20 protein-coding genes and 1 pseudogene are annotated in these 21,210 nt (G+C 69.4%); 8 read left to right on the forward strand and 13 right to left on the reverse strand.

Annotated features, from left to right (window positions below; genetic code table 11):
• Positions 1-382 precede the first annotated feature (382 nt).
• Complete coding sequence (locus ACWCP0_RS31295) at positions 383-997, forward strand: hypothetical protein (protein WP_451082125.1); 615 nt, start codon at positions 383-385, stop codon at positions 995-997.
• On the opposite strand, the gene ACWCP0_RS31300 is transcribed toward ACWCP0_RS31295, so the two are convergent.
• Positions 988-1,305 (reverse strand): hypothetical protein, encoded by a 318-nt coding sequence (locus ACWCP0_RS31300; RefSeq protein ID WP_451082148.1) that lies wholly within the window; start codon positions 1,303-1,305, stop codon positions 988-990. The two genes, ACWCP0_RS31295 and ACWCP0_RS31300, sit on opposite strands and share 10 nt — an antisense overlap.
• Here ACWCP0_RS31300 and ACWCP0_RS31305 point away from each other — a divergent pair.
• Positions 1,227-1,808: a winged helix-turn-helix transcriptional regulator gene (locus tag ACWCP0_RS31305; RefSeq protein ID WP_451082126.1), complete on the forward strand. Its 582-nt coding sequence runs from the start codon at positions 1,227-1,229 to the stop codon at positions 1,806-1,808. The two genes, ACWCP0_RS31300 and ACWCP0_RS31305, sit on opposite strands and share 79 nt — an antisense overlap.
• 188 nt (positions 1,809-1,996) lie before the next feature.
• Here the strand turns inward: ACWCP0_RS31305 and ACWCP0_RS31310 are convergent, their stop codons facing one another.
• Positions 1,997-2,554: a TetR/AcrR family transcriptional regulator gene (locus tag ACWCP0_RS31310; protein ID WP_451082127.1), complete on the reverse strand. Its 558-nt coding sequence runs from the start codon at positions 2,552-2,554 to the stop codon at positions 1,997-1,999.
• Positions 2,555-2,629: 75 nt separating this feature from the next.
• On the opposite strand from ACWCP0_RS31310, the gene ACWCP0_RS31315 reads away from it, so the two are divergent.
• Positions 2,630-3,901, forward strand: a complete 1,272-nt coding sequence (locus ACWCP0_RS31315; protein ID WP_451082128.1) for an MFS transporter — start codon at positions 2,630-2,632, stop codon at positions 3,899-3,901.
• Positions 3,902-4,711: 810 nt separating this feature from the next.
• On the opposite strand, the gene ACWCP0_RS31320 is transcribed toward ACWCP0_RS31315, so the two are convergent.
• The 3 genes from ACWCP0_RS31320 to ACWCP0_RS31330 all read right to left on the reverse strand — a co-directional run bounded on the left by ACWCP0_RS31320 (position 4,712) and on the right by ACWCP0_RS31330 (position 6,665).
• A complete protein-coding gene (locus tag ACWCP0_RS31320; RefSeq protein WP_451082146.1) occupies positions 4,712-5,236 on the reverse strand; it encodes a VOC family protein in 525 nt (174 codons plus the stop codon).
• A 544-nt stretch (positions 5,237-5,780) separates the two neighbouring features.
• Positions 5,781-6,191 (reverse strand): VOC family protein, encoded by a 411-nt coding sequence (locus ACWCP0_RS31325; protein WP_451082129.1) that lies wholly within the window; start codon positions 6,189-6,191, stop codon positions 5,781-5,783.
• Positions 6,192-6,272: 81 nt separating this feature from the next.
• A complete protein-coding gene (locus tag ACWCP0_RS31330) occupies positions 6,273-6,665 on the reverse strand; it encodes a helix-turn-helix domain-containing protein (protein ID WP_451082130.1) in 393 nt (130 codons plus the stop codon).
• A 947-nt stretch (positions 6,666-7,612) separates the two neighbouring features.
• Here ACWCP0_RS31330 and ACWCP0_RS31335 point away from each other — a divergent pair.
• Complete coding sequence (locus ACWCP0_RS31335; RefSeq protein ID WP_451082131.1) at positions 7,613-8,311, forward strand: PEP/pyruvate-binding domain-containing protein; 699 nt, start codon at positions 7,613-7,615, stop codon at positions 8,309-8,311.
• Between the two features lie 9 nt (positions 8,312-8,320).
• A complete protein-coding gene (locus ACWCP0_RS31340; RefSeq protein ID WP_451082132.1) occupies positions 8,321-8,797 on the forward strand; it encodes a MarR family winged helix-turn-helix transcriptional regulator in 477 nt (158 codons plus the stop codon).
• 999 nt (positions 8,798-9,796) lie between these two features.
• Here ACWCP0_RS31340 and ACWCP0_RS31345 read toward each other — a convergent pair.
• The 5 genes from ACWCP0_RS31345 to ACWCP0_RS31365 form a co-directional block, all read right to left on the reverse strand.
• On the reverse strand, positions 9,797-10,072 hold the full coding sequence (locus ACWCP0_RS31345) for a hypothetical protein (RefSeq protein WP_451082133.1): 276 nt from the start codon (positions 10,070-10,072) through the stop codon (positions 9,797-9,799).
• 445 nt (positions 10,073-10,517) lie between these two features.
• A complete protein-coding gene (locus tag ACWCP0_RS31350) occupies positions 10,518-11,636 on the reverse strand; it encodes a PP2C family protein-serine/threonine phosphatase (protein ID WP_451082134.1) in 1,119 nt (372 codons plus the stop codon).
• Positions 11,637-12,059: 423 nt separating this feature from the next.
• The gene (locus ACWCP0_RS31355; RefSeq protein WP_037693306.1) at positions 12,060-12,263 is read right to left on the reverse strand and encodes a cold-shock protein; all 204 of its coding nucleotides are present in this window, start codon (positions 12,261-12,263) and stop codon (positions 12,060-12,062) included.
• A gap of 138 nt (positions 12,264-12,401) precedes the next feature.
• A complete protein-coding gene (locus tag ACWCP0_RS31360) occupies positions 12,402-12,653 on the reverse strand; it encodes a hypothetical protein (RefSeq protein WP_451082135.1) in 252 nt (83 codons plus the stop codon).
• Between the two features lie 147 nt (positions 12,654-12,800).
• Positions 12,801-13,163: a DUF427 domain-containing protein gene (locus tag ACWCP0_RS31365; RefSeq protein WP_451082136.1), complete on the reverse strand. Its 363-nt coding sequence runs from the start codon at positions 13,161-13,163 to the stop codon at positions 12,801-12,803.
• Positions 13,164-14,212: 1,049 nt separating this feature from the next.
• Here ACWCP0_RS31365 and ACWCP0_RS31370 point away from each other — a divergent pair.
• A complete protein-coding gene (locus ACWCP0_RS31370; protein ID WP_451082137.1) occupies positions 14,213-15,814 on the forward strand; it encodes a flavin monoamine oxidase family protein in 1,602 nt (533 codons plus the stop codon).
• Positions 15,811-16,452: a Rid family hydrolase gene (locus ACWCP0_RS31375; protein ID WP_451082138.1), complete on the forward strand. Its 642-nt coding sequence runs from the start codon at positions 15,811-15,813 to the stop codon at positions 16,450-16,452. Before ACWCP0_RS31370 ends, ACWCP0_RS31375 begins: the two co-directional genes overlap by 4 nt.
• Before the next feature lie 451 nt (positions 16,453-16,903).
• Here ACWCP0_RS31375 and ACWCP0_RS31380 read toward each other — a convergent pair.
• A pseudogene (locus ACWCP0_RS31380) lies at positions 16,904-17,509 on the reverse strand (SDR family NAD(P)-dependent oxidoreductase); the annotation flags it as partial.
• Between the two features lie 645 nt (positions 17,510-18,154).
• Complete coding sequence (locus ACWCP0_RS31385; protein WP_451082139.1) at positions 18,155-18,751, reverse strand: GNAT family N-acetyltransferase; 597 nt, start codon at positions 18,749-18,751, stop codon at positions 18,155-18,157.
• Positions 18,752-19,131: 380 nt separating this feature from the next.
• Here ACWCP0_RS31385 and ACWCP0_RS31390 point away from each other — a divergent pair, with 380 nt between their 5' ends.
• Complete coding sequence (locus ACWCP0_RS31390; RefSeq protein ID WP_451082140.1) at positions 19,132-19,953, forward strand: transposase family protein; 822 nt, start codon at positions 19,132-19,134, stop codon at positions 19,951-19,953.
• Between the two features lie 120 nt (positions 19,954-20,073).
• On the opposite strand, the gene ACWCP0_RS31395 is transcribed toward ACWCP0_RS31390, so the two are convergent.
• The gene (locus ACWCP0_RS31395; RefSeq protein WP_451082141.1) at positions 20,074-20,799 is read right to left on the reverse strand and encodes an FG-GAP repeat domain-containing protein; all 726 of its coding nucleotides are present in this window, start codon (positions 20,797-20,799) and stop codon (positions 20,074-20,076) included.
• Between the last annotated feature and the right edge of the window lie 411 nt (positions 20,800-21,210).

The raw sequence follows: 21,210 nt of genomic DNA on the forward strand, positions 1-21,210 counted from the left end.
GCAGCGCTCGGAGCTGTGGAATGTTCGGCCGGCCCCGGCCGCTGCCCCGGCTCCTCAGCACAGTCGGCGGGAAACAGAGTCGGGCGCAGCCGCGGGTGGCGAGCACGACGCCGTCCCCGAAACCCACCGATACGGACCGGGCCGGGGCCAACCGGCTCGCATCGATGCCCTTCTGCAAAGCCGCGGCCCCGCATCGCCTCGGGTGTGCCGGCTCGTCCACCGTCGGTGAGGCTGTTGAGGCTCCTCCACGGCCATTGCCGGCAGTCCCGGCCTGGGGGTGCCCCCGCCGACCGGGCGGGGTGTGCCGGGCGTTCGGCATGCCGCCATGCAGGGGGCGCGAGGTGCCGGATCCTGATCTTCTCCGAACCTGCAGGAGAGGCCCGTGAACGACCGCAGCCCTCAAGGAACCCCGACATCGGTGTCCATCGGCGCGGGCCATGACACCGCCGGTCGGCCAGGCGTCATCGGCATCGCACTCGCCGCCGTGCTCACGGCCGCGCTCGCCGAGGGTTCCTGGCAGTGGTTCTCCACGTACATCGGGGTGACGCTTCTTGCGGTGATCTTCTCGTTCTACCGACTGCCTGCGTGGACGCCCGGTGTCCGGTCGTCCTACCTGTGGAATCTGGTCGCGTATTCGCTGGTCGTCGGCCTGTGCGTGGCCATTGCCCTGGCCCCCGTGCTCCAGCGCTGGTCGCGGCTGTTCCCGATGCCGGGCACCCGCGAGGGCTGCATCGGGCTGGGTGCGTACGAGGCCATCCGGGCGCAGGCCGCGCTGGCGGACCTGGCCGACCGCGACAGCGCCGCCTTGGCCTACGCCCGGGACGCTCAGAGCCACGACGCCGTTGCCGACTGTCTGGCAGCCACGACGACCCAGTGGCTGCCTGTGTACGCGGCCGGGGCTGCCGTGCTCGTGGGCGTGGGCGCGTGGTGCGTCGACCGAGCCCGCGCGAGGAAAGGAGCGACCATGGGCCACCCGCGCTCTACCCGTCAGGGCTGACAGGTCGTGGCAGAGGCGTTGGACGTGCCGTCGCTCGGACCGTGGCCCAGGGGGTGTGGAGCTCCGGCCGCATCAACTGCCACGTGCCTGAGGCTCTTCGGCCTGCCCGTGGCGCATCGCGTTCGGCGTCGGCCTGTTGCGGACAGGCCCGGGTAGAGCAGGTCGAGTCCGCCGGACAGTGCGGACCGGACGTTGCGGCTCCCCTCGTCGGCCACAACTTCCGGAGCGCGTGCCTGGATGGCGTCCAGGGCGAGGCCGGCCACCCAGGCGGGGTCGACCTTGTCGGAGGAGTCGACGTAGTCCGCCATGTCGCGCTCCCGACGTCCTCACCAACCGCCTGGGCGTCTTTGGGGACGCGGGCGTCATGGAGAGAAGGCCCTACCGCGAGCCCGGCACCCGGACCCGCCACAGCTACCATCTGACTCCCGCCGGCGAGCAGCTGCGTCTGGTGCTGGCCGCGCTCCAGCAGTGGGGCGACGAGAATCGGGCACCGGCCACGGGGCCGACCGTTCTGCGACGCTCGGCGGGCGCCGGACGCCCGGCGCGCGTGGCATTCGTCGATGACCAGAACACCGTGGTCCCGGCGGACGATGTGAGGTTCACTCCTGCGGAAAGCGCCCCCCAGCCCTGGACCCCACACGGCCCCAGAAGGACGCCGCGTCGTCTGCGGCATCAACACTGGCGGTCAGGCACTGTGCCGCAAGGGCGACATGACCGGCCCGGCCCGGATCGGCCCGATGCTCGGCCTGCCCGCATCAACCCTGCCGCTACGAGCGGTGAACGTCCGGGCGAGCTGATCCACGTCACCTGAACAAACTCGGCTGTGTCCCGCACGGCGGCGGCTGAAGGACCCACGGTCGTGTCGCCCACCCCGAAAGCCGCTACCCGACCGGCTTCGACCGCATCCACTCCCCGTCGGCAACCACACCAGCCTCACCTGCAGCGAGATCCACAGCGACGAGCCGGTGATCGTTTCCGGTCACCGCACAAGCCGGCTGGCTAGATCGCCGCGAGGAACGCCGCCACCAGGCCCCGCGCCCACTCGGTCGGCGCTGGTTGGCCACCAAAGACGGCTCGGTAGTACAGCGGACCCAGCAGCGCATCGATGGCCCGCTCCAGGCTCGGTACCTTGCCGCCTCGGGCTCGCTCCCGCTCGATGATCGCTCCGAGTTGGGCCTGCCGGTCGGCTATGCAGGCGCTGCCGCCTTCCGGACCCGATCCGATCGTTGCGCGCATCAGGGCGAGGGCGTCCGGGTCGGCGAGGTCGGTGGCCACGTCGACCATCCAGCGCTCCAGGTCACCGGCCAGGGAACCGGAGTCGGGCACCACGACGTCACCGCTGAACCGGCTGGTGGCGACGTCGGTCAGCAGCTGGGCCACCGACCCCCAGCGCCGGTACACCGTGGTCGGGTGCACGCCGGCACGTGCGGCGATGGCGGGGATGGTCACTGCCTCGACAGGCCCCTCGGCGAGCATCTCCCCGACGGCGCGATGCACGGCCGCCCGCACCCGCGCGGAGCGGCCGCCGGGACGGGCCTGGGCTGTTGCTTGGGTCATAGGGGAAATTATCGCACCGGTCACTGCGTTAGCGCGGAAGTCGCTAACGCATTGATCACTGCATTCGGAGAGGGCATGCCCGACGCACTCACGCTCCGCAAGGAGACCCCGTCCGCCTCACCCACAGGTGCCCCACCGGCCGGCCAAGGGCGGTACGGCCTGAGCCGGCCGGTCGCCTTCGCCGCCATCGCGGGCATCTTCGTCCTGTTCATGGCCGCTTCGAGTGCTCCGTCCCCGCTCTACGTGGTCTACCAGCACGAATGGAGCTTCTCGGCGACCACACTGACCCTCGTCTTCGCGGTGTATGTCGTCGGCATGATCGGCGCGCTCCTGGTGCTCGGGGCGCTGTCCGACCACATCGGCCGCCGACCGGTCCTGGCCTCGGCGATCGTCCTCGAGGCAGTGGCGATGGCACTGTTCATCGTCGCCAACGACGTCTCGATACTGCTGACGGCCCGCTTCGTGCAGGGTGTCGCCACCGGCGTGGCGATGACGACACTTGGGGCGACCCTGGTTGATCTCAACCCGCCGCACGCGCCACATCGCGCGGGCGTCATCACGGGTGCGGCCCCGACATTCGGACTGGGCCTGGGGGCGCTGGGCGCCGGAGTCCTCGCGCAGTACGGGCCACACCCGACCCGGTTGGTGTACGCGCTGCTGTTCGCGGGCTTGATCCTCGCCGGTCTGCTCATCGCGGCACTGCCCGAGACGGCACAGCGCCGACCCGGGGTGGTCCGCTCACTGCAGCCTCGCCTGAGGGTCGCTCCGCGGCTGCGCGCAGACTTCGTCGGGCTGGTGCCGATTCTCATAGCCAGCTGGGCCCTTGGCGGACTGTACCTGTCACTCGGGTCATCAGTGGCCGCCGACCTGTTCGGCCTGTCCAGCCACGTCATCGGTGGGCTCGTCGTCGCCCTGCTCTGCGGGGCTGCCTCGGTCACGGCATTCGCGCTGCGTGGTTGGCCCAACGAGCGCACTCTGGCCCTGGGAGCGACCTTCCTGCTGGTGGGGACGGCAGTGGGTCTGGCCGGGGTGGAGACAAACTCGCTCACGATCGCCGCACTCGGCACCGTCTTCGCCGGCATCGGCTTCGGCGGTTCGGCCCTGGCCAGTTTCGGCACGCTGGCCCGGATCGCCGAGCCTGCCGAGCGGGGCGAACTGTTCGCCGTCGCGTTCGTGATCTCCTACCTCGCCTTCAGCATTCCAGCCGTAGTCGCTGGGGTCGCCACCACAAGCGTGGGTTTGCACGAGACGTCGGTCGTCTACAGCGCGACTGTCATGGCCCTCTGTGCGCTTGCGCTCGTCGCGCAGCGGCTGCGCACGGCACGGGTCAGGATCGCCAGTGGCTGAAAGCAGCCGGTCGGAGCGTGAGGCTGGGCGTCGGTCCTGCCGGGCCGATTTCCGGGACCGATCCGATGACGCACGTTCGACCTCGTTGAAGCCGGCGACCGCATGCGTCCAGGTGTCTGCGACGGAAGTCCGTCCGGTCTCTTCCCGTCGTCCTCCATGCGGGTGATCGACGTTCCCGGTGAGGTTTTCCGCCGCCGCGCAGCGTGATGTCCTGCCGGTGCACCGGCTGCCGCGCAGCCCCGTACTCGGCCTGGGCGCAGCGGTCGTGCTGCACCAGTACGTCGGCGAACAGCGCACTCACCGCGCGCTGTTCGCCGACCATGAAGGCGACCGGGCGCGCGCTGCCTTCGGCTTCGCCGGACCGACCACAGGCCTGCCCCAGGGGTCCCTGCAGCAGCTCGCCGGCCTCGTTCGGAACGTCATCGAGGCTACGGCAGCACCACGCGTGAGGTGCGATCCGTCCGTGTCCGTCCCGGACTCCGCTCTCCGTCCAAGAGGAGGGCCCGTGCGTTCAGGTGTCGGGATCGGCAAGAACCACCGCACGGTGACGCGGGTGCGTGCTGGACAGCTCGATCGTCGATGGGTGGACAAGAACGCGAAGCTCTTGGCGGAACGGCGGATCTTGGTCGTGAACCCGTCTACCAGGAGCTTCGTCGTTCACATCACCCAGTGTGTCCCAACCGGCGTGCCATGCCGACCTTTTGGGAATAGCTCGGCATGTCCCTGCAATCCTGCAATCCTGCAATCCTGCAATCCTGCAATCCTGCGATCCTCAACGTCCGGCAGCCGCAGTCAGGTTGGCAGATGTGCTCAGCAGGTCGGAGGCTGCGGGGCACTTGCCACCCCTGACTCCCGGCCGCTCAGCGCGGCGTCGAGAGTCTCCTGGGCCGTGCGCAGCGCTTCAGCGTACTTCGGCTCGGACATTCGCTGCCAGGCCCGGTCCGGCGCAATGTGCTCGAGCCGGCTCATCACCCACCAAATATTGCCGAACGGGTCACGCACCCGGCCGCCGCGATCTCCCCACGCGCTGTCAGCAGCCTCGGTGATGACCTCTGCCCCGTGCGCGACAGCGGTGGCCATGGCGGCGTCGGCGTCCGGAACGTAGACCCGCAGCAGCGCCGGCATCACAGGCCAGTCAGGCCGTCGGTCGAAGGCCAACACGACCGTGTCGCCGACTCGGATCTCGCCGTGGCCGGTGCTGCCGTCCTCGACCGGTACCCGTGCGAGCTCTTTGCCGCCGAACGCGGCGGTGATGAAGTCAAGCAGTGCGCCGGTGTCGTCGGTGACCACCCACGGTGCAACGCTGGTGTAGCCCTCGGGTGCAGTGTGTTCCATCGCTCTCGCCCCTTCCTGCAGGTCATCGCGGTGTGACGACACCAGGGCTCAACCAGGCCAGATTTGGTCCTACAAGAAGCGCGGAATCACGGGCATGTCCGCCCCGCCGGCCGGATGTTGACCCACGTCTCACTTGCCCAGAGCCGCGCGCATGACCCGGCAGCGAACTGACCAAGGCGTAAGCGAGACGGCGTTCGGCTCATCGTTCGGTCCGGCCGACGACGCCGGGAGCACGCCGTCGACCGCGGACGCCCTTGGCGTGCCGGACTCCGGCCAACCTGAGGCCAACCATCGTGGCGCGAGGGTGTGCTGGCCCGTGGGGCGACCTGGCCACCCGATTCGGCCCCGATTCGACCCGGCGGGTGAGGACCGGAGCAGGCCGTTGCTCCGACCAGGGCCGGAGCAACGGTGACAAACGAGTCTGGCTCCACGCCCGGTTCCGTGCGCCGGCGAACCGCTTCCGCGAGCGGGCATGCGTCTTCACGGCACCGTCACCGTTGCAGCGATCCGGCTCTGGCTCCGCTCGTCACCCGCAGGACAGCCTTCAGTCCCTCGGCTCGGTGAAGCGGATGCTGTTGCCGAAGGGGTCGCGAAGGGCGCAGTCGGTTCCGTACGGACGCTCGGTGGGTTCCTCGGTGAACTCGACGCCCCGGCCCAGCAGCGTCTCGTACGTCTTGCGGCAGTCGTCCGTGCTGAAGATGAGCGAGCCCCCCATCGCGCCCTTGGTCACCAGCTCACGGACCTGCTGCGCCGTCTCATCGGACATCGCCGGAGGGCCCGGCTTCTCCAGCAGGATCTGGCGCTCCGGATGACCGGGGATGCTGACGGTCAGCCAGCGCATGAAGCCGAGGTCGACGTCGGCACTGACCTCCAGGCCGAGCTTGCCGACGTAGAAGTCGACGGCGTCGTCCTGGTCGAGGACATAGATCTGCGAGTGCGTGATGGCGTTGAACATGTGCATCACGCTACTGGGCAAGCCGGAGGAAAACTTATCCAAAACTGCTCGGCCGACGGACGGTGCAGGTGGTGCGGACGGTCAGGCGCGCGGCCGCGTCCACGCCATCGTGAAGCACGTCGGTACGTCCGCGGCCACCGCTTCCTTGCGGTACGCCCTCGGTGACCGGCCGACGATGGCGCGGAACGTGCGACTGAAGGTTCCCGGGCTTCCGAAGCCGACTTCGAAGCAGATGTCCGTCGCACTGTGGTCGGTCTCCCGGAGCAGGAACATCGCACGCTCGACACGACGCCGCTGCAGGTAGCGGTGCGGCGTTTCGCCGAATGTGGCTCGGAAGGTGCGCGTGAAGTGTGCCTCCGACACAAGGGCGATCCGGGCCAGGGCAGGGACGTCCAGCGGCTGTGCGTAGGCGCGGTCCATCGCATCCCGTGCCCGAAGCATGCGGCGGTTGGTGTCTTCTGCAGCGCGGCTCACGGCGCCATCCCATCACGGTTCTCCACCGTTCGTGGCAGCTTCGGTGACCGATCCGCTCCGCTCTCTCCCAGCACGAAGGGCTGCCGTGTTGTTGAATCTGGCCGTCGCTCCTCGGGCCCACGCCCCGTCCGGCGGCCGGGCAGGTCCCGATGCGTCGGCGTACTGTGTTCGGTGCCGCTGCCCTCGGGCTCCACCGCCCGCGGCATGCTCGTCGGTCTCGGTCGGACGCGGCGCTCACGAGCGTCGCCCCATGCGAGAGGACGGGTTGCCGGCGCGCAACTCCGCAACCACATGAAGGAGTTCGGCGACCTTGTTCTCGGCGGCGATCCGCGCCCGCAGAAGTGACGATCTTGCAGGTAGCAGCACGATCCAGATCACCGACGACGGGCGCGAGGCCACGATACGCCGTCCGAGTGCCGCGGTACCCCAGTCCTCGGGTGCGGCGAAGACCGACGTCGGAATCGCGAGCGCACGCGGGTACGGAGACTTCGGGCGAAGTTGGGCCTCGACGACCAGCGCGTGACGGGAACTGCCACCCGTCGCGGAGAGCTGGGCCGGCTCGGCGACCGGGAGGTCGTCGTCGAGGACATCGAAGAACCGGACCCGGCCGGGTCCGGGCGGTCCGGGCGTCGGCTGGAGCGGGCACCGGATCCGGAGCCGGTTGCGGCATCCGCTCGAGGTGATGCCCCCAGCCGAACAAGCACGGCCCGGGCTCCCGGGCCGGCACGCACTCCTCGACCTCGACGAACCGGCGAAGGCTCTCCGGCCATCCGGGCGGCCGGGCGGGCGGTGTGGCGCCGTCCAATGCGATGCCCCCGAAGCCGTCGAAGCCCACGACGGCGAACGGGCTCGCGGTCCGCGCCCTTCCACCTCACGCCTTCACATACTTGACGCATCAAGCACATCGCTTATAGTTGACAAGTCAACCAAGTGAGGCGAACACCAACATGGGAATCCAAGCCCCTGCGGCGGGCACCGTCGTCGCGTCGTGCCGCTTGATCGGCAAGCAGCCCAGGATGTGGCGCTCAGACCCGTCCGTCACCGGCGCGAAGGCCGCCCGTCCGGCCCGCGCCGCCGTGGCCGGACCGCCCGTACTGCCCGGGTTCGTGATGGTGCCCGCCGAGCGGGCGCCCGGGGCCCCCACGGGGCCGGAGGCGGTGCGCTCCACCTGGCGGGCACTGGCCGGTGCACAGGGCCAGGAACGTCCTGTCGTCGTGCGCTCCTCCTCGGTGTACGAGGACACCGAGGACTCCTCCATGGCGGGGCGTTTCGAGTCGGTGCTGGATGTGCCGGGGCGGCAGGAGTTCACCGCCGCGGCGCAGACCGTGCTCGCCTCCGCCCGGCGGGTACGGCCCCTGCGCCCGTCCTCGAACGCCCAGCCGGGCGACGGGACGGCCGTGCTGGTGCAGCCGATACTCAAGTCGGTCGTCGGCGGCGTGGTTCGGCGCCGACCCGGTCGTGGCCGCACCGACCGGATCCGGGTGAGCACGGCGCGCGGCGGCCCGGACCAGCTGGTCGACGGCAGCACGCAAGGGGTGCGCCGCCGGATGACCCGCCGTGCCCGACGGGCACTCCAGCGGGCCCGGCCACGAATACTTGTTACGCGAAGCACCTACCTATGGACCCTTCGTCAAGCAAGTAAGTAGGATGCAGTCATGTCCACCGCCACACCGCAGCCGGCGCAGGCCCCGGAAGGCGTACAGCCGCTGAGCCCGGACGAAGAGGCCGTGGTCCGGTGTCTCAATCGCGTCATCTACGCCCTGCCCCGTGCCATGGACGCCGACATGGTCCGCGAGCAGCGGCTGCCCGTCATCGAGTACCTGACCCTGATGCACCTCTCCGAGGCTCCCGACCGGCAGCTGCGCATGAGCGATCTCGCCACCGCCTGCGAAATGTCGCTCAGCGGCATGACTCGCGTCGTGCACCGGTTGGAAGGCCAGGGGCTCGTCCAGCGGGTCAGGAGCGAAAAGGACGCCCGCGGCTGGAACGCCGTCCTCACTGACGCCGGTTTCGACCGCCTGAGGGAGGCCTGGCCAACCAACCTGGGCGCCGTACGCAGGCACTTCCTCGACCACCTTGTGGGTCTGGACCTCAAGGTGCTCGCTGCGGCCCTGCGGAACATCGCCACCTGAGCGGAGCGTGCGCGCCGTCCGACCGCGTCCTCACTGCGCACGAGGTCGCCAGGATGGACGCCTTGGCGCCGGCATCCCCTGACGTCCGAGACCGCAACCCCCATCTGCGCTGCACGCAACCGCGAGCACGGACCAGACCGCCCTGGGGCACAGAGGGGAGGCCAAGAAGCCACCGGAGGACCTGCGCGCGGGGTGGACTCACGCACGCAAGGGCCTTGCAACAGGACAGGTGGAACGGGCGAGCGTACGGGTGCTCCTTCGCCTGGTCGTGCATCCTGCGCAGCCACGGCTGACGGACGGCGGGCAACCGTGCCAGCGTGTCGAGGAACACTCCCGAATCAGGCCGGCACAGCTGCCATGGATGCAGCGGCAGCGGATCGTCACGGAAGACGCCGTCGGGCATTCCACCTGTCACGGGAACTGGCAACCGTTCGCGGTGGAAGGCCAGATGCATCCACACGTCGGCGGCCAACGGGACGAGGGCCGCGGTGCCGGACGGCTGCCATGCTTTGCCCGTCTGCGGATGGCGCGGAACCAGGGCGATGTCGGGGACGGGGGCAGCGGCAGGCAGACCCGGTCGGGCCAGGGCCGCTTTCCTCGCCGGCGGCCCCGGCGGGAACAGCGCGTCGAGCGCGCGGCCCAACGTGTCCGCGACGAGGCCGTCGGGGACGGCCACGGGTGCGCCCGCCGAGGCCGCCAGCAGGTGGGCCGGCGCCGCCCCGACGGCTGCCTCCCACCGTGGGTTCCATGCCCCTGACGGCTGGTCCTCTGCCGATCTCCCGGACCGGCTCCCGGACCGACCGGCGGTGTGCTCCGCCGGTCCTGCGCAAGCGCCTCCCGGTCGACGGGCCGGCCGGGCGGGATCGTCGGTGGGGAGGCGGCGCACGGCGTGCGGGGCGAGCCACACCGCGTGCCCGTACGACCAGTCGTCGATGCGGGTCGCCACCGCCCGACCGCATTGCGCGCATGCCAGGTTCGGACCGTCACTCCCGTCCAGCCCTATGCAGTAGCCGCCGCATCGCTCGGGGACGAGGTCGTACCGCGGGTGTTCCCCGGGGCGACGACGATCGCTCCCCGTGCCCGGAAGGACAGGGCGTAGACCGGCGCGAACACACCCTGGGCTTCCGCTTCGTCCACCCCGATCTCGCTCCATGGCCGCCACGGCGGCCCGGAAGGCTCCGGGCCGACGGCGAACGTCCCCGGTTCCATCAGCGCGGGGAGCAGGACATGCCCGTACCCGTGGCGGGCATGGTCGGGAAGCGCAATCTGCGACACGGGTGCGGTCAACTCGGCGCCGCACGCCGCACCCGCGAACAGGTGGCCGGTCCGGGGGCATCGCCCGGACCGTCTCCCCGATGCCCTCCAGCGGGATGGCCCCGGCTCGCGGCGCCTTGACCTCGGGTTCGCGCATCAACTCGCGCAGTGTCTGCATCCGTTCGGGGTCGAGCAGAACGGCCTGGAAGCGGGTGCACATGGCCGGTGCGAAGCCGGAGAACGAGTGGCCGGCCCCGCACTTGCGGCGTGCTCCCACAACTGCCCATTCCGGCAAGCCTTGCGTACATCGGCGTCCGCGTCCCTCTTCAGACGTAGGCGCCTTCAGACGTAGGCGCCGAAGAGGCGCGTGCACAACCGTTCAGTCGGCGAACTTCGCCAGGAGCTGTGCTCAGGGTGTAGCAGTGAGAGCCCAGCAAGCCGCCGCCAAGGGCATCGCAGGAGGTAGTCACTGCGGCCTGTCGCTCGAGGATGACGCGGCTGGGCCGGTCTGCTTGCCGGCTTCTTCGTCGAGCCGGTCAGCGAGGATCATCGCCACATCGTCCGCCAAGTGACCCTCGGTGTGGCGGATCAATGCCTGGTGCACTTCTTCCAGGACCTCCGACGGAGTGGTGCTTGCGCGTGTCCCCTCCATAATCTCTGTCAGGGGGAAGAATTCGTTGTCGCGATTGCGGGCTTCGATCACGCCATCGGTGTACAGCAGCAGTCGGTCGCCAGGTACGTACGGATAGCTCTCGGGCTTCGCCAGAGGGCCGGTGACGAGTTCTTCCAGCCCGAGAGGCGGCTGTGGCGAAGCGGGCATCAGGGCCTCAACCCTGCCCTGGTGCAGCATCAGCGGAGGCGGATGGCCACGGTTGACCAGTTGCACCACCTGTTCGTCGGACACCTGGGCCACGAGTACGGTGGTGAACCCCTCCATCAGAACCTCGGGAAGTTCTGCCTGAGAGTACGTACCCGGTACGGCGGCCTCCCGTCGCAGAGCAGCCGCGCAGTGGTTCACGACCTCCGCCAGCTCGTCCTCGTAGTGCACGGCCTCCCGAAACGCGCCCAACGCCACCGCGACCGCCCGCACGGCAGACAGCCCCTTGCCCCGGACGTCCCCCACGATCAGCCGGACGCCGAACCGCGTGTGCACAGCCTCGTACAGATCGCCGCCGATCTGTGCACCCGTCCCGGCCGCGAGGCACAGACTGGCCCCCCGCACCGGGCCCAGCCGCTCCGGGATGGGCCGCAGGACGACCTCCTGAGCTGCCACGGCGATCCGGCGCATCTGGTCGAGCTCGCTCTGCCTGCGCGTACGCGCCGCGTTACTGAGAATGACACTGGCCACGGACGCCACGAGCAGCCCCAGGAAGTTGCCGAAGACCAGCTGGGTGCCCCATGCCTGGTGGAAGGTCGCGGTGGTCACATTCACGCCCAGAGCGACCGCTGCCGCGGAGAGGGTGCCCACCGGGCCCATCGTCAGCGCGGCCAGTGCCGGCGTCGTGGTGAGGAGAGGGCCGGTGACCAGGTCGTGTGCGGGCGAAAACTCGATACCCAGCACGCCCAGCGCGATCGCGAAGGGCACACACTGCGCCAGCCTGAACAGGACCCTGCTATGACCGCCCGCTCCTGGTCGAGGAGGCGGGCGGAGGAGCGACCCCATGGGTACAGCCTGCCTCGCCGACGTGGAGTGTTCCACTCAACGATCTTGTGGCCGTCCACGAACCCGGTGAGCCGTGGCACGCAGACGCGCGCTGCTGCACCCGCGAAGTGAACCCCTCAGATCCGCCAACAGGCCACCGGTATGCCGGCTGAAGAACTCACTCACCATTCCGGCTGCTCGGTCTGTAGGCCGCCCGGTCGGAGTTGGTTCGAAGCCGATGCAGTCGATGCCGGTGCACAGTCGTCACGGCCGGTGCACCGGCAGTCCGACCTCGCGACAGCGCGGCGGGATGCACCGGGCCCCCGGAGCGTGCGCTCCAGGGGCCCGGCAGTGCCTGGCGCCGGATCAGGCGACAGTGATGTTCTCCGCCTGCGGGCCCTTCTGGCCCTGGGTGATGTCGAAGGTGACGGCCTGGCCTTCCTGGAGCTCGCGGAAGCCGCTGGAGTTGATGTTGGAGTAGTGCGCGAAGACGTCGGGTCCGCCGCCGTCCTGAGCGATGAAGCCGAAGCCCTTTTCGGAGTTGAACCACTTGACGGTTCCGCTGGCCATGCCGGTGCCTCTCAGTCGATAACGGATCCGCACCGCGCGGATCCGGAGGTGATCGCCCTGGTCCTCAGGCACTGCACAGCAAAGCGCCCACGCCGGAGCGCGGGCAGGTACTGCGAACCACGACATCTACCGATGACGCTACACGGCGGGACCGCCCATCACCAGAGAGCAACGGCTATCGAGTGATCGGAGATGCCCGCGGCCCAGGGCGTTTGACCGGCAGGCCTTGGCGGTCGTCCCCGTCCGTTCCAGGGCGGCGGGAGCGGCGTCCTCATCCCTCCGGTCGCCGTCGAACAGCGTCGCCACCAGGAAGGCACGCATCGATTCGCGGTCGAAGAAGGTCGTGAAGGACCGGAAGATCCGCAAGATCCGTTCCGCGATCGGTGTCACCAGGAGGCCGTACAACGGCCAGGGAGCCGGTGAGCCAGTCCAGGGCCGCACCTTGTCCGGGCACGTCGGCGAACACCTCCTCGTAGCGCGCGCCCACCGCGTCGAAGTCCTCTGCGGCGGACGCGCCCCCAGGCCGTGGGCCCTCCCTCAATTCACCACCTCCGTGTCGTAGAAGCAGTAGTGGCCTGCAATGGCCGCCACTACTGGTTTCGGATCGAGGAAGGACCAGACCACGTCGTCCGCGCCGGGCACCGACCAGTAGGAGGCGTCACCCTTGAACGGGCAGTGGGAGGTCGCGGAGGACGGGATGAGCAGATCGGTTCGTACGTCGGCGGGCGGCAGGTAGTACCGGACCGGGCAGCCGGTCTCGCGCAGGACCAGGGGCTGCCGGCTTTCGGCGAGCAGCCGGCCGTCCCGTACGACGCGGACGTGCTCGGTTCCTCGCTCGACGGTGATGCGGTGGCCCCTGCTCCGGCTTTCGGGCCCTGTCTGAGGTGAGTGTGAGGTCATGACTGAATCAGCGTTCGGGCAGGACTCGGTGTTCCCGGCCGTCGCGCCGGACGGCGGCTGTGGGGGGAATCTCGACACGCTACGGCGGCGCGATCGAGCCCCGAGCCATGGGGCGCACCTCATGTGCCCGTCCGGCTCGTGCGGGCTGCGGAGCCAACCTGCCCAGGTTGCGCCCGTTGTTCGGTTGCGCATCTCGGCACGATGATCTCTACCCCGTCCGCAGCTGGTGATCAGGGCGTGCGGCGATGAGTGACGGACGGATGCCTGGCTGCGGGCACGGGAGCGGATCCAGGCCGCCGCCCAGGTACCGCGGAAGCCTGGAGAGCCGGTGTCCGCAGAAGAGGCGGACCACCAGTTGCAATGGTCTGGCACGAAAAGCCCTGACCCGCTGCCTTGCGACTCTCCGGCCGTACGGCTCCCGGGAGGCCTGACCCGGTACGCGTTTACTGAGCGCCGTCAGGACTGTGTGACTCCTTGTCTGCTGAGGGTCAGGACTTCTCGTGCCCGGCACCCCTGTCGTGCTTCGACGGCGGTCCAGAGCTTGCTGCCGTCGACCCGGGGCCGCAACGGCGAGAGGCTGTCCCGGACAGGGAGGGAACCGTCCAGGCTGGTCAGCGACTCGTCCGGACATGTCCGGGACAGCCGTGGGTCCGGCTGCCGTGCCCTTGGCAGATCACCGGAGCCTGAGTCTGCCACTCGACCGTCACCCTGTGGGCGAGCAGGCAGCTCGGTGGGCGTGATGTCCATCCAGCCCATCGAAGTCGAAGTCGAAGTCGAAGTCGACGCCCCACCGCTCACCGGGGTTCGTGACGCGACCGCCTCCGCCCGGGCGCAGAAGCCTCCGTTCCCCTTCTCGGCTCGGGTCGCGGCAGCACGCGACCATGCTCATGCCATGGATACGCCATTGCCATGGCCCTGTAACACTCCTGACGGAGGCTCTGAAAACACCTCCGGTCTCACCAGTAACTCACCCTCCACGTGACCGGGTTGATCAAACGATCCGCCCCGGCCGATTCTTCGTGCCGCGGCTGCGCGTGAGGAGGAGAATGATGGCTGCAGAGGCATCCCGCCGTAATTTCCTGAGATCCGTCGGGATCGCGGGCGGCGCCGGAGTCCTGTACTCGGCGATGGGCGCGCTGGGCCTGGCACCGGTCCCGGACGTACGAGCCGAGGAATACCGTGCGCCCCGCAGGAGCGACTTCACGCTCACCGGACGCAACAGCAAGACTGTCCTCATACTTGGCGGCGGCATCGCGGGTCTTGCGACGGCGTACGAGCTCGGCAAGGCCGGCTACAAGTGCCAGATCCTGGAGGCCAAGGACCGCCCCGGCGGCCGCAACTGGACGGTCCGCGGCGGCACGACGCTCACCGACCTGGACGGGCGCACCCAGACGGCCTCGTTCTCCAAGGGCCAGTACATGAACGCGGGACCGGCACGGCTGCCGCAGTCACACGTCACGCTCGAGTACTGTCGCGAACTCGACGTTCCCCTCGAGGTGTTCACCAACCTGAACGCCAACGCGTATATCTACCACGAGAAGGGCGCCGCTCTCGCGGGCACGCCCATGCGCTGGCGCACCGCGAAGGCCGACGTCTACGGCTACGTCTCCGAGTTGCTCGCCAAGGCCACCGACCGGGGGGCCCTGGACAGGGAGCTCACCGCCGATGACAAGGAGCGGCTGATCGCGTTCCTGCAGAACTTCGGCGCCATCAAGGGCAAGGCGGACGGCTTCGCCTACACGGGGACCGACCGGCGCGGCTACACGGTCGAGCCGGGTGCGGCGTCCGAGGAGGGCACGGTCCTCGGCCCGGTGCCGTCGCTGTCGGACGTCATCGCGAGCGGCGTCGGGCAGCGTTTCTCCTTCGAGTTCGGTTACGACCAGGCCATGCTGATGTTCCAGCCGGTGGGCGGGATGGACGCGATCCCCTACGCGCTGGCGAAGGCCATCGGCCGGGACCGGATCACGTACGGCGCCAATGTCCTGGAGGTCAACGACCTCCAGGACGGCGCCGAGGTCGTCCACCAGGACGCCCAGGGCCGCACCCGCACCCGGCGCGCCGACTTCGTCGTGGCGGCGATCCCGCCGATGGTCATGGCACGGGTCAAGCACAACCTGGGCGCGGACATCACCGCGGCGCTGAAGTACCCCGTCGCGACGCCCGTCGGCAAGATCGGGCTCGAGTACCGCAGCCGCTGGTGGGAGACGGACCAGCACATCTACGGCGGCATCACACCGACCGACACGGACCTGGCCACCATCTGGTACCCCTCGTACGGCTACCAGGGCAGCCGCGGAACGCTGATCGGCTACTACAACTTCGGCGCCAACGCGGTCGCGTACAGCAACCTGCCGCACGCGGCGCGAGTGGAGCGGGCGGTGAGCCAGGGCGTGAAGATCCACGGCGACAAGTACCGCACCGAGCTCGACCGCTCCTTCAGTGTGGCCTGGCACCGTACGCCCGATGTCGAGGGCGGGTGGGTCGGCTGGCCCTCGCAGAACGGCCCGGAGTACGCGCTGCTGAACAAGCCCGCAGGGCACGTCTACTTCGCCGGCGACTGGCTCAGCCATGTCATCGCCTGGCAGCACGGCGCGTTCACCTCGGCCCGCAAGGTCGTCACCGACATCCACGAGAGGGTGATGGCCGCATGAAGCGGCGTACGACGGTACTCACGGGCACGGTCCTGATCGCCTCACTGCTCACCGGCGGCACCGCCCTGGCCGGGGCCCGGGGTTGGTGGCCCGGCCCGAAGGACGTACGCGTCATGCTGCCCGAGGGGCAGTCCAACCCTGCCATCGCCAGTGGAGTGGCGATGGGCGGGCAGGTGGCCGTCTACCAGAGCAGCGGCCTCGGACCGTCCGCGCTCAACCCCGGTGCACCGGACGGCAGTCCCGAACGCTACACCGACCCCGCCCTCACCGAAGGGGCCGAGGGCGTCACGGTCACCGAAGCGCAGGCGCTCGTCGTGCTGCGCAACATCAGGACCAACCTCGAGGACGCGGGCCTGACTCCGGCCGACGTCATCACGATGAAGTGCTACCTGATGAAGCCGCCGGACGCGGAGACCGCCGACTACGCGGGCTGGAACCGCGCGTACCGGCAGTACTTCGCCAACATCGACCTGACGTCGCAGAAGGTCGTGCCCGTGCCCTTGGGAACGTCCGCTCCCAAGTCGCCGCTGCTCGCCAACAAGGCCCGTCCCGCACGGGCGACGATGGAGGTCGCCTCGCTGGCCGTGAAGGGATGGCTGGTCGAGGTCGAGGTAACCGCCACCTACACGAAGCGCTGATCAGCGCAGTTCACCAGGGAACCGAACGCAATGACGGGGGCGGAGCCCGCGGGCGGACTCCGCCCCCGTCCCATGCCCTGGCGTGCTCTCCGGTCGCGTTCCACGGCCGGCCTTGACCGCTCCCCGACGACAGACCTCGGCCGGGAAGCGGTGCCGTACGGGTCGCAGTCGGCGCCGCCGGACCCGGACCCGGACCCGGACCCGGACCTGGCCCGGACCTCGTGCGCACGTTCTGTGCCATGTACCGCTCCGGTTCGGGAGCCGCCACCCGGGCCTGCCCCGACCCGCCGATCAGCCATCCATGTACTCGCTGCCCCACGGCAACCGCAGAAGCTCACGCCGGACAAGTGCGGCCGGCTCGGCCGCGGCCCCGGCCCTCGCGCTGCCCGCCACCGGTGCCCCTGGCGCCGGGGCAGCGCGGCGCCGGCGGCACCGCCCGGGCACGCAGGAATCACGCGGCGATGACAGCGACTCCGGTGCGGCCTCCGTCGACGTCCACCACCGTGCCGTGCACGAACGCAGCTTCGTCACTCGCCAGCCACACAGCGGCGTGTGCGATGGCGTCCGGGCCACCGACATCCCCGACCGGAGTCCCCTTCATCATGATCTCGGCCGGGTGGGGTTCGCTCTCCCCCGCGGCACGCGTGAGGATCACGCCCGGCGAGATCGCGTTCACCCGCACCCCGGCCGGCCCGAACTCGGCCGCCCATGCCCGGGTGAGGGTCTCCATGGCGCCCTTGGTCGAGCTGTAGAGAGCGCCGACCGGAACGCCCAGGCGGGCGATCCACGACCCGAGATTGACGATGGTTCCGCCGCCGGCCTGCGCCATGGCAGGGGCGACGGCCGCGGTCAGGAAGAACGGCGCTTTGACGTTCACCGCGTAGACCTCGTCGAAGGTCTCCTCGTCCGTGGTGGCCGTGGTGGCAGCCGGGTAGATGCCGGCGTTGTTGACCGGGATGTCGATGCGGCCGCCCAGCACCTCACCTGCCCGCTGCGCCAGCTCACGGGAGGCCCCCGCGCTACCGTCGAGGTCGGCCTCCACGAAGTCGGCACGCCCCCGGTCGCGCGTGGGAGACGGCGGACAAGCGGTTCTGCCACGGTGCCGCCAATGCGACCTGGTCGTCATCCGTCGCCTGCGCCACTCGTCCGAACTCGCCCCCGGTGAGGGAGGAACCCCGGCTCGTGCCACTGGTCCACATGATGGCCACGGGATGGAACCTCGATCTCGGGGCCGAGCGCCAGACGGTGGAGTCCGTCACGTGCAACGGGAAACCGGTTCGCGTGAAGGACGTCGGCGTGATGGCGGACGGGCGGCGTACCGTCCACGCCATCGAGTTCTCCGACCTCACACCAGGCTCGGTGACCGTGCAGGTGCGGCGGGAACGCGGACGGTGTCCGAGCCACTGGAGTTGCACTCTTTGGAGGAGGGGAGCCCGCCGGACCTGGCGCGGTGCAGCCAGGCCTGGGCCGCATCACTTGGATCAGTCGGACCCGCGCGCACCGGAACAAAGCCCCGGGCGTCGGCGAGCGGTGCCCGGGGCGTGTGCTGGTGCTGTCTTGCGAGGACCGTTCGACCGTCCGAGCGCTTCCGCCCGGGCAAGGGGTGGGGCAGCGACTGCGGGTTGAACTCCCGCTCGGCATGGGAGAGTTCATGGCGGCCTATCGCCTGAGCGTGATTCACCACGCCCCTCGTCAGCAGACCCTAGGCGCGCTGCTCGTCGCCCCGAATGCGGGCGTGCAGGTGCATGTCGTGCCGGCCGTCGCCGTGGACGGCAGCGCTGCGCTTGGTGCCCTCCAAGACGAATCCGGACCTGGCGGCAACCCGGCAGGACGCCTCGTTACGGGTCGAGTGGTCCAGCTCCAGGCGGTGGAATCCGGTCTCGTCCAGGGCCCAGGTGCTCAGGGCTGTGAGCGCACGGGAGGCAACCCCTGCGCCACGGACGGCCGGGAGCACCCAGTACGCGCACTCGGCGATGCCGTCATCGAAGTCCATGCCACGAAGCGCAATGCGGCCCAGTACCTCGCCGTCGTCGCGGGTTACCGCCCAGTGCCCGGCCTTCTCCTGCGCCCAGTCCCGGCGGTAGCCGTCGAACCACTCGCGGACCTGGTTCTCGGATGCAGGCCGGCGCGTGTGCCAACGACGGATCCCGCTGTCCTGGTAGGCGGCAAGGAACACCGGGGCGTCGGCGGCGTCCCAGGGCCGCAGCAACAGGCCGCCGGCGACAGGGAGCACGGGCTGCGGGGCGGCGGCGAGAGTGCCGGCGGGGATGACAGATGGCGTCGAGAGGGCGCGGGTCATGGGCCATCATCACCCGATGACGATCACATGGGTCAAGGTCCCCGGCCAGCCGAGCTCCTCCGCGCTCGCGGGACCACGTTTGACGACGAATACGGCTCTGCTACGCGGGGGTGGCGGTGTGGACACGGCTGTCACTCCCCCGCGTTGGATGCCGCGCTGTGCACCGTATCCCGAGCTACTGACAACACCGTCCGCTCCACGGACAAGGGGGCAATGAGCGGTGTGCATCGTGAAGTTGCAGGTCACTGGTCTGGTGTGAGGGGTGAGAGTGATACTCGCGCTGGTGGTCGGCGGGTGTCCGCGGTGAAGATCGTCTGACCTGCGGTCCGGAGCCGTTCTCGGGTTCTGCTGCGCTCGTCGCAGCGCCGCTCCTACGATCCGTGACCGGGCCGGTACGCCGGGAGATCTACACCGCCCGCCTGCCGCTGTCGAGCGCCACCTTGAACTATCTCGCCGACCTGATCCGCGGTCACTTGAAGAAGATCGGCTCGCCCTGGCGGGCCCTGCCCGCGGGGAAGATCGCCACTATCGTGCTGGCGGTACTGCGCTGTGACCAGCGGCCGGGCGATCTGGCGGGCGGCAACGGGATACACCGCACCACCGTGACACGGTGGGTCAGGGAAGTCGTCGGCCTGCTGGCCGCCCGCGCCCCGCGCCTGGACCGGGCCCTCCAGAAGATCACCCGAAAGGGAGGCGGCATCATGCTGCTGGACGGCTCCCTGATCCGCACCCAGCAACGTACCGGAGGGGAGAACCGGAAGAACTACTCCGGCAAGCACAAATGTCATGGCCTGCTCGTCATCGCACTCACCGACGATCGTGGCCGGCCTTTGTGGGTCTCCGCGGCCAGACCCGGAAGAACCTCGGAGATCACCGCCTGCCGTCACGACAAGCTCACCGCCCACCTGCGGCCGGCCGGCCTCGGCGCGATCGCCGACCTGGGCTTCGTCGGACTCGACGACAGCGATCCCGACGCCGACCCGGCAGTGATCACTGGCTACAAGGCCGCCCGCAACCGGCCTCTGACACGGGGGCAGAAGCTGTCCAACAAGGCCCTCGCAGCCGTCCGGGCGCTGGTCGAGCACGGCTTCGCCCATCTCAAGAACTGGCGCGTGCTCGGCAAGGTGCGCACCGACCCCAGGTGGGCGACCGCGCCGGTCAGAGCACTGCTGGTCCTGACGAACCGCGAAGTCTCCCGGTGACCGACGATCTTGACGGAAGTGACACGCGCGCGACCAGCCCAAGTGTCCCGAAGCCCGCGCACACCAGACCCGTGACCTGCAACTTCGCGGTGCACACCGCTCAGTGGGTGAACTGGCGCACTAGCGATCGTCGCAGGTGCGGTAGGCGAGGGCGTTGGGTTCGCGGTAGGGCCGGTCCGACACCCCATAGGAGTCGGTCTTCTCACGGCTTACGGACACGCCGCCCCTGTCCTGCCGGCCGATGTAGCGGGAGACGGAGCCGTCCCCGCCCGACTGGAAGACCTCCAGCTCGGCGCGGCCGTCGTGGCTGGTGTCGATGGCCCGTGCTTCGTGCACGAACGATGATGACCCAAGTCGGATGGTGCCGGTCCGGTCGCTGCTCAGGTCGCGCGCAAGAGGCCCGTAATGCACCTCGTGCACCACCATGTTGTCTCGCGTTGAGTCGCCCTCGTCGCGCTGACTGTAGAAGATGGCCAAGTCGAGGTAACCGTCGCCGTCGAAGTCGCCGAAGGCTCCCCGCGTCGCCATGTCGTCCTTCGATGCGCCTCGCAGCTTCTGCCAAAACCCGCGGGCATCGTCGACCCTGACGGTGGTCTGGTGATCGTCTCTCTGGAAGACCACCGAGGTGGTGCCCTCGTTGATCTCGTCCAGGTGTCCGTCCGCGTCTACGTCGGCGCGCAAGGTGAAGCCGTCGACGGCGCATATGACCATGGTGGCGTGGTCGCCGGGTTGGGGCCCGGTGCCCAGCAGAAGCCACGTACCCCCGGCGATCACGACGAGACTGGCTCCGATGGCGGTGGTGAGCCGCTGGCGACGTGTACGCGGTCGCGGCAGCAACGAGAGCATGGCCCGAGACGTGGATTGCTTCGGGGCAGTAGAAAGCGGCACGCCAGGACCCTACTAGGAGTGCGGTGCACTGGGCCTGCGATCGGTGCCGGCTCGGCATGAGCGAAGCCTAACCAGGTCGGCTCCATGCCGGCATCGCGCACCCTCGCCGTCAAGGACGACAGATGCCGTGCTGACACGACAGTTGGCGTGCTGAGTCACAGCCAAGCCATCGACGCACAACACTCAAGCGGCCAACTCGAACGCTCCCTGGGCAACTGAAGCGCTCCGTCACGGCAACGAATCGGCTACCCGGCCGCGCAGATGCGCTCTAGAAGCAACGCCGTTCAGTTAGGCGTGGGGGCTGTTCGTCAAGGCCGGGGAGCAAGGCAGCGGAGCTGCTGTAGAAGAGGTCTGTCACTCCAAGACATC

Source organism: Streptomyces sp. NPDC001970 (genome assembly GCF_053594115.1).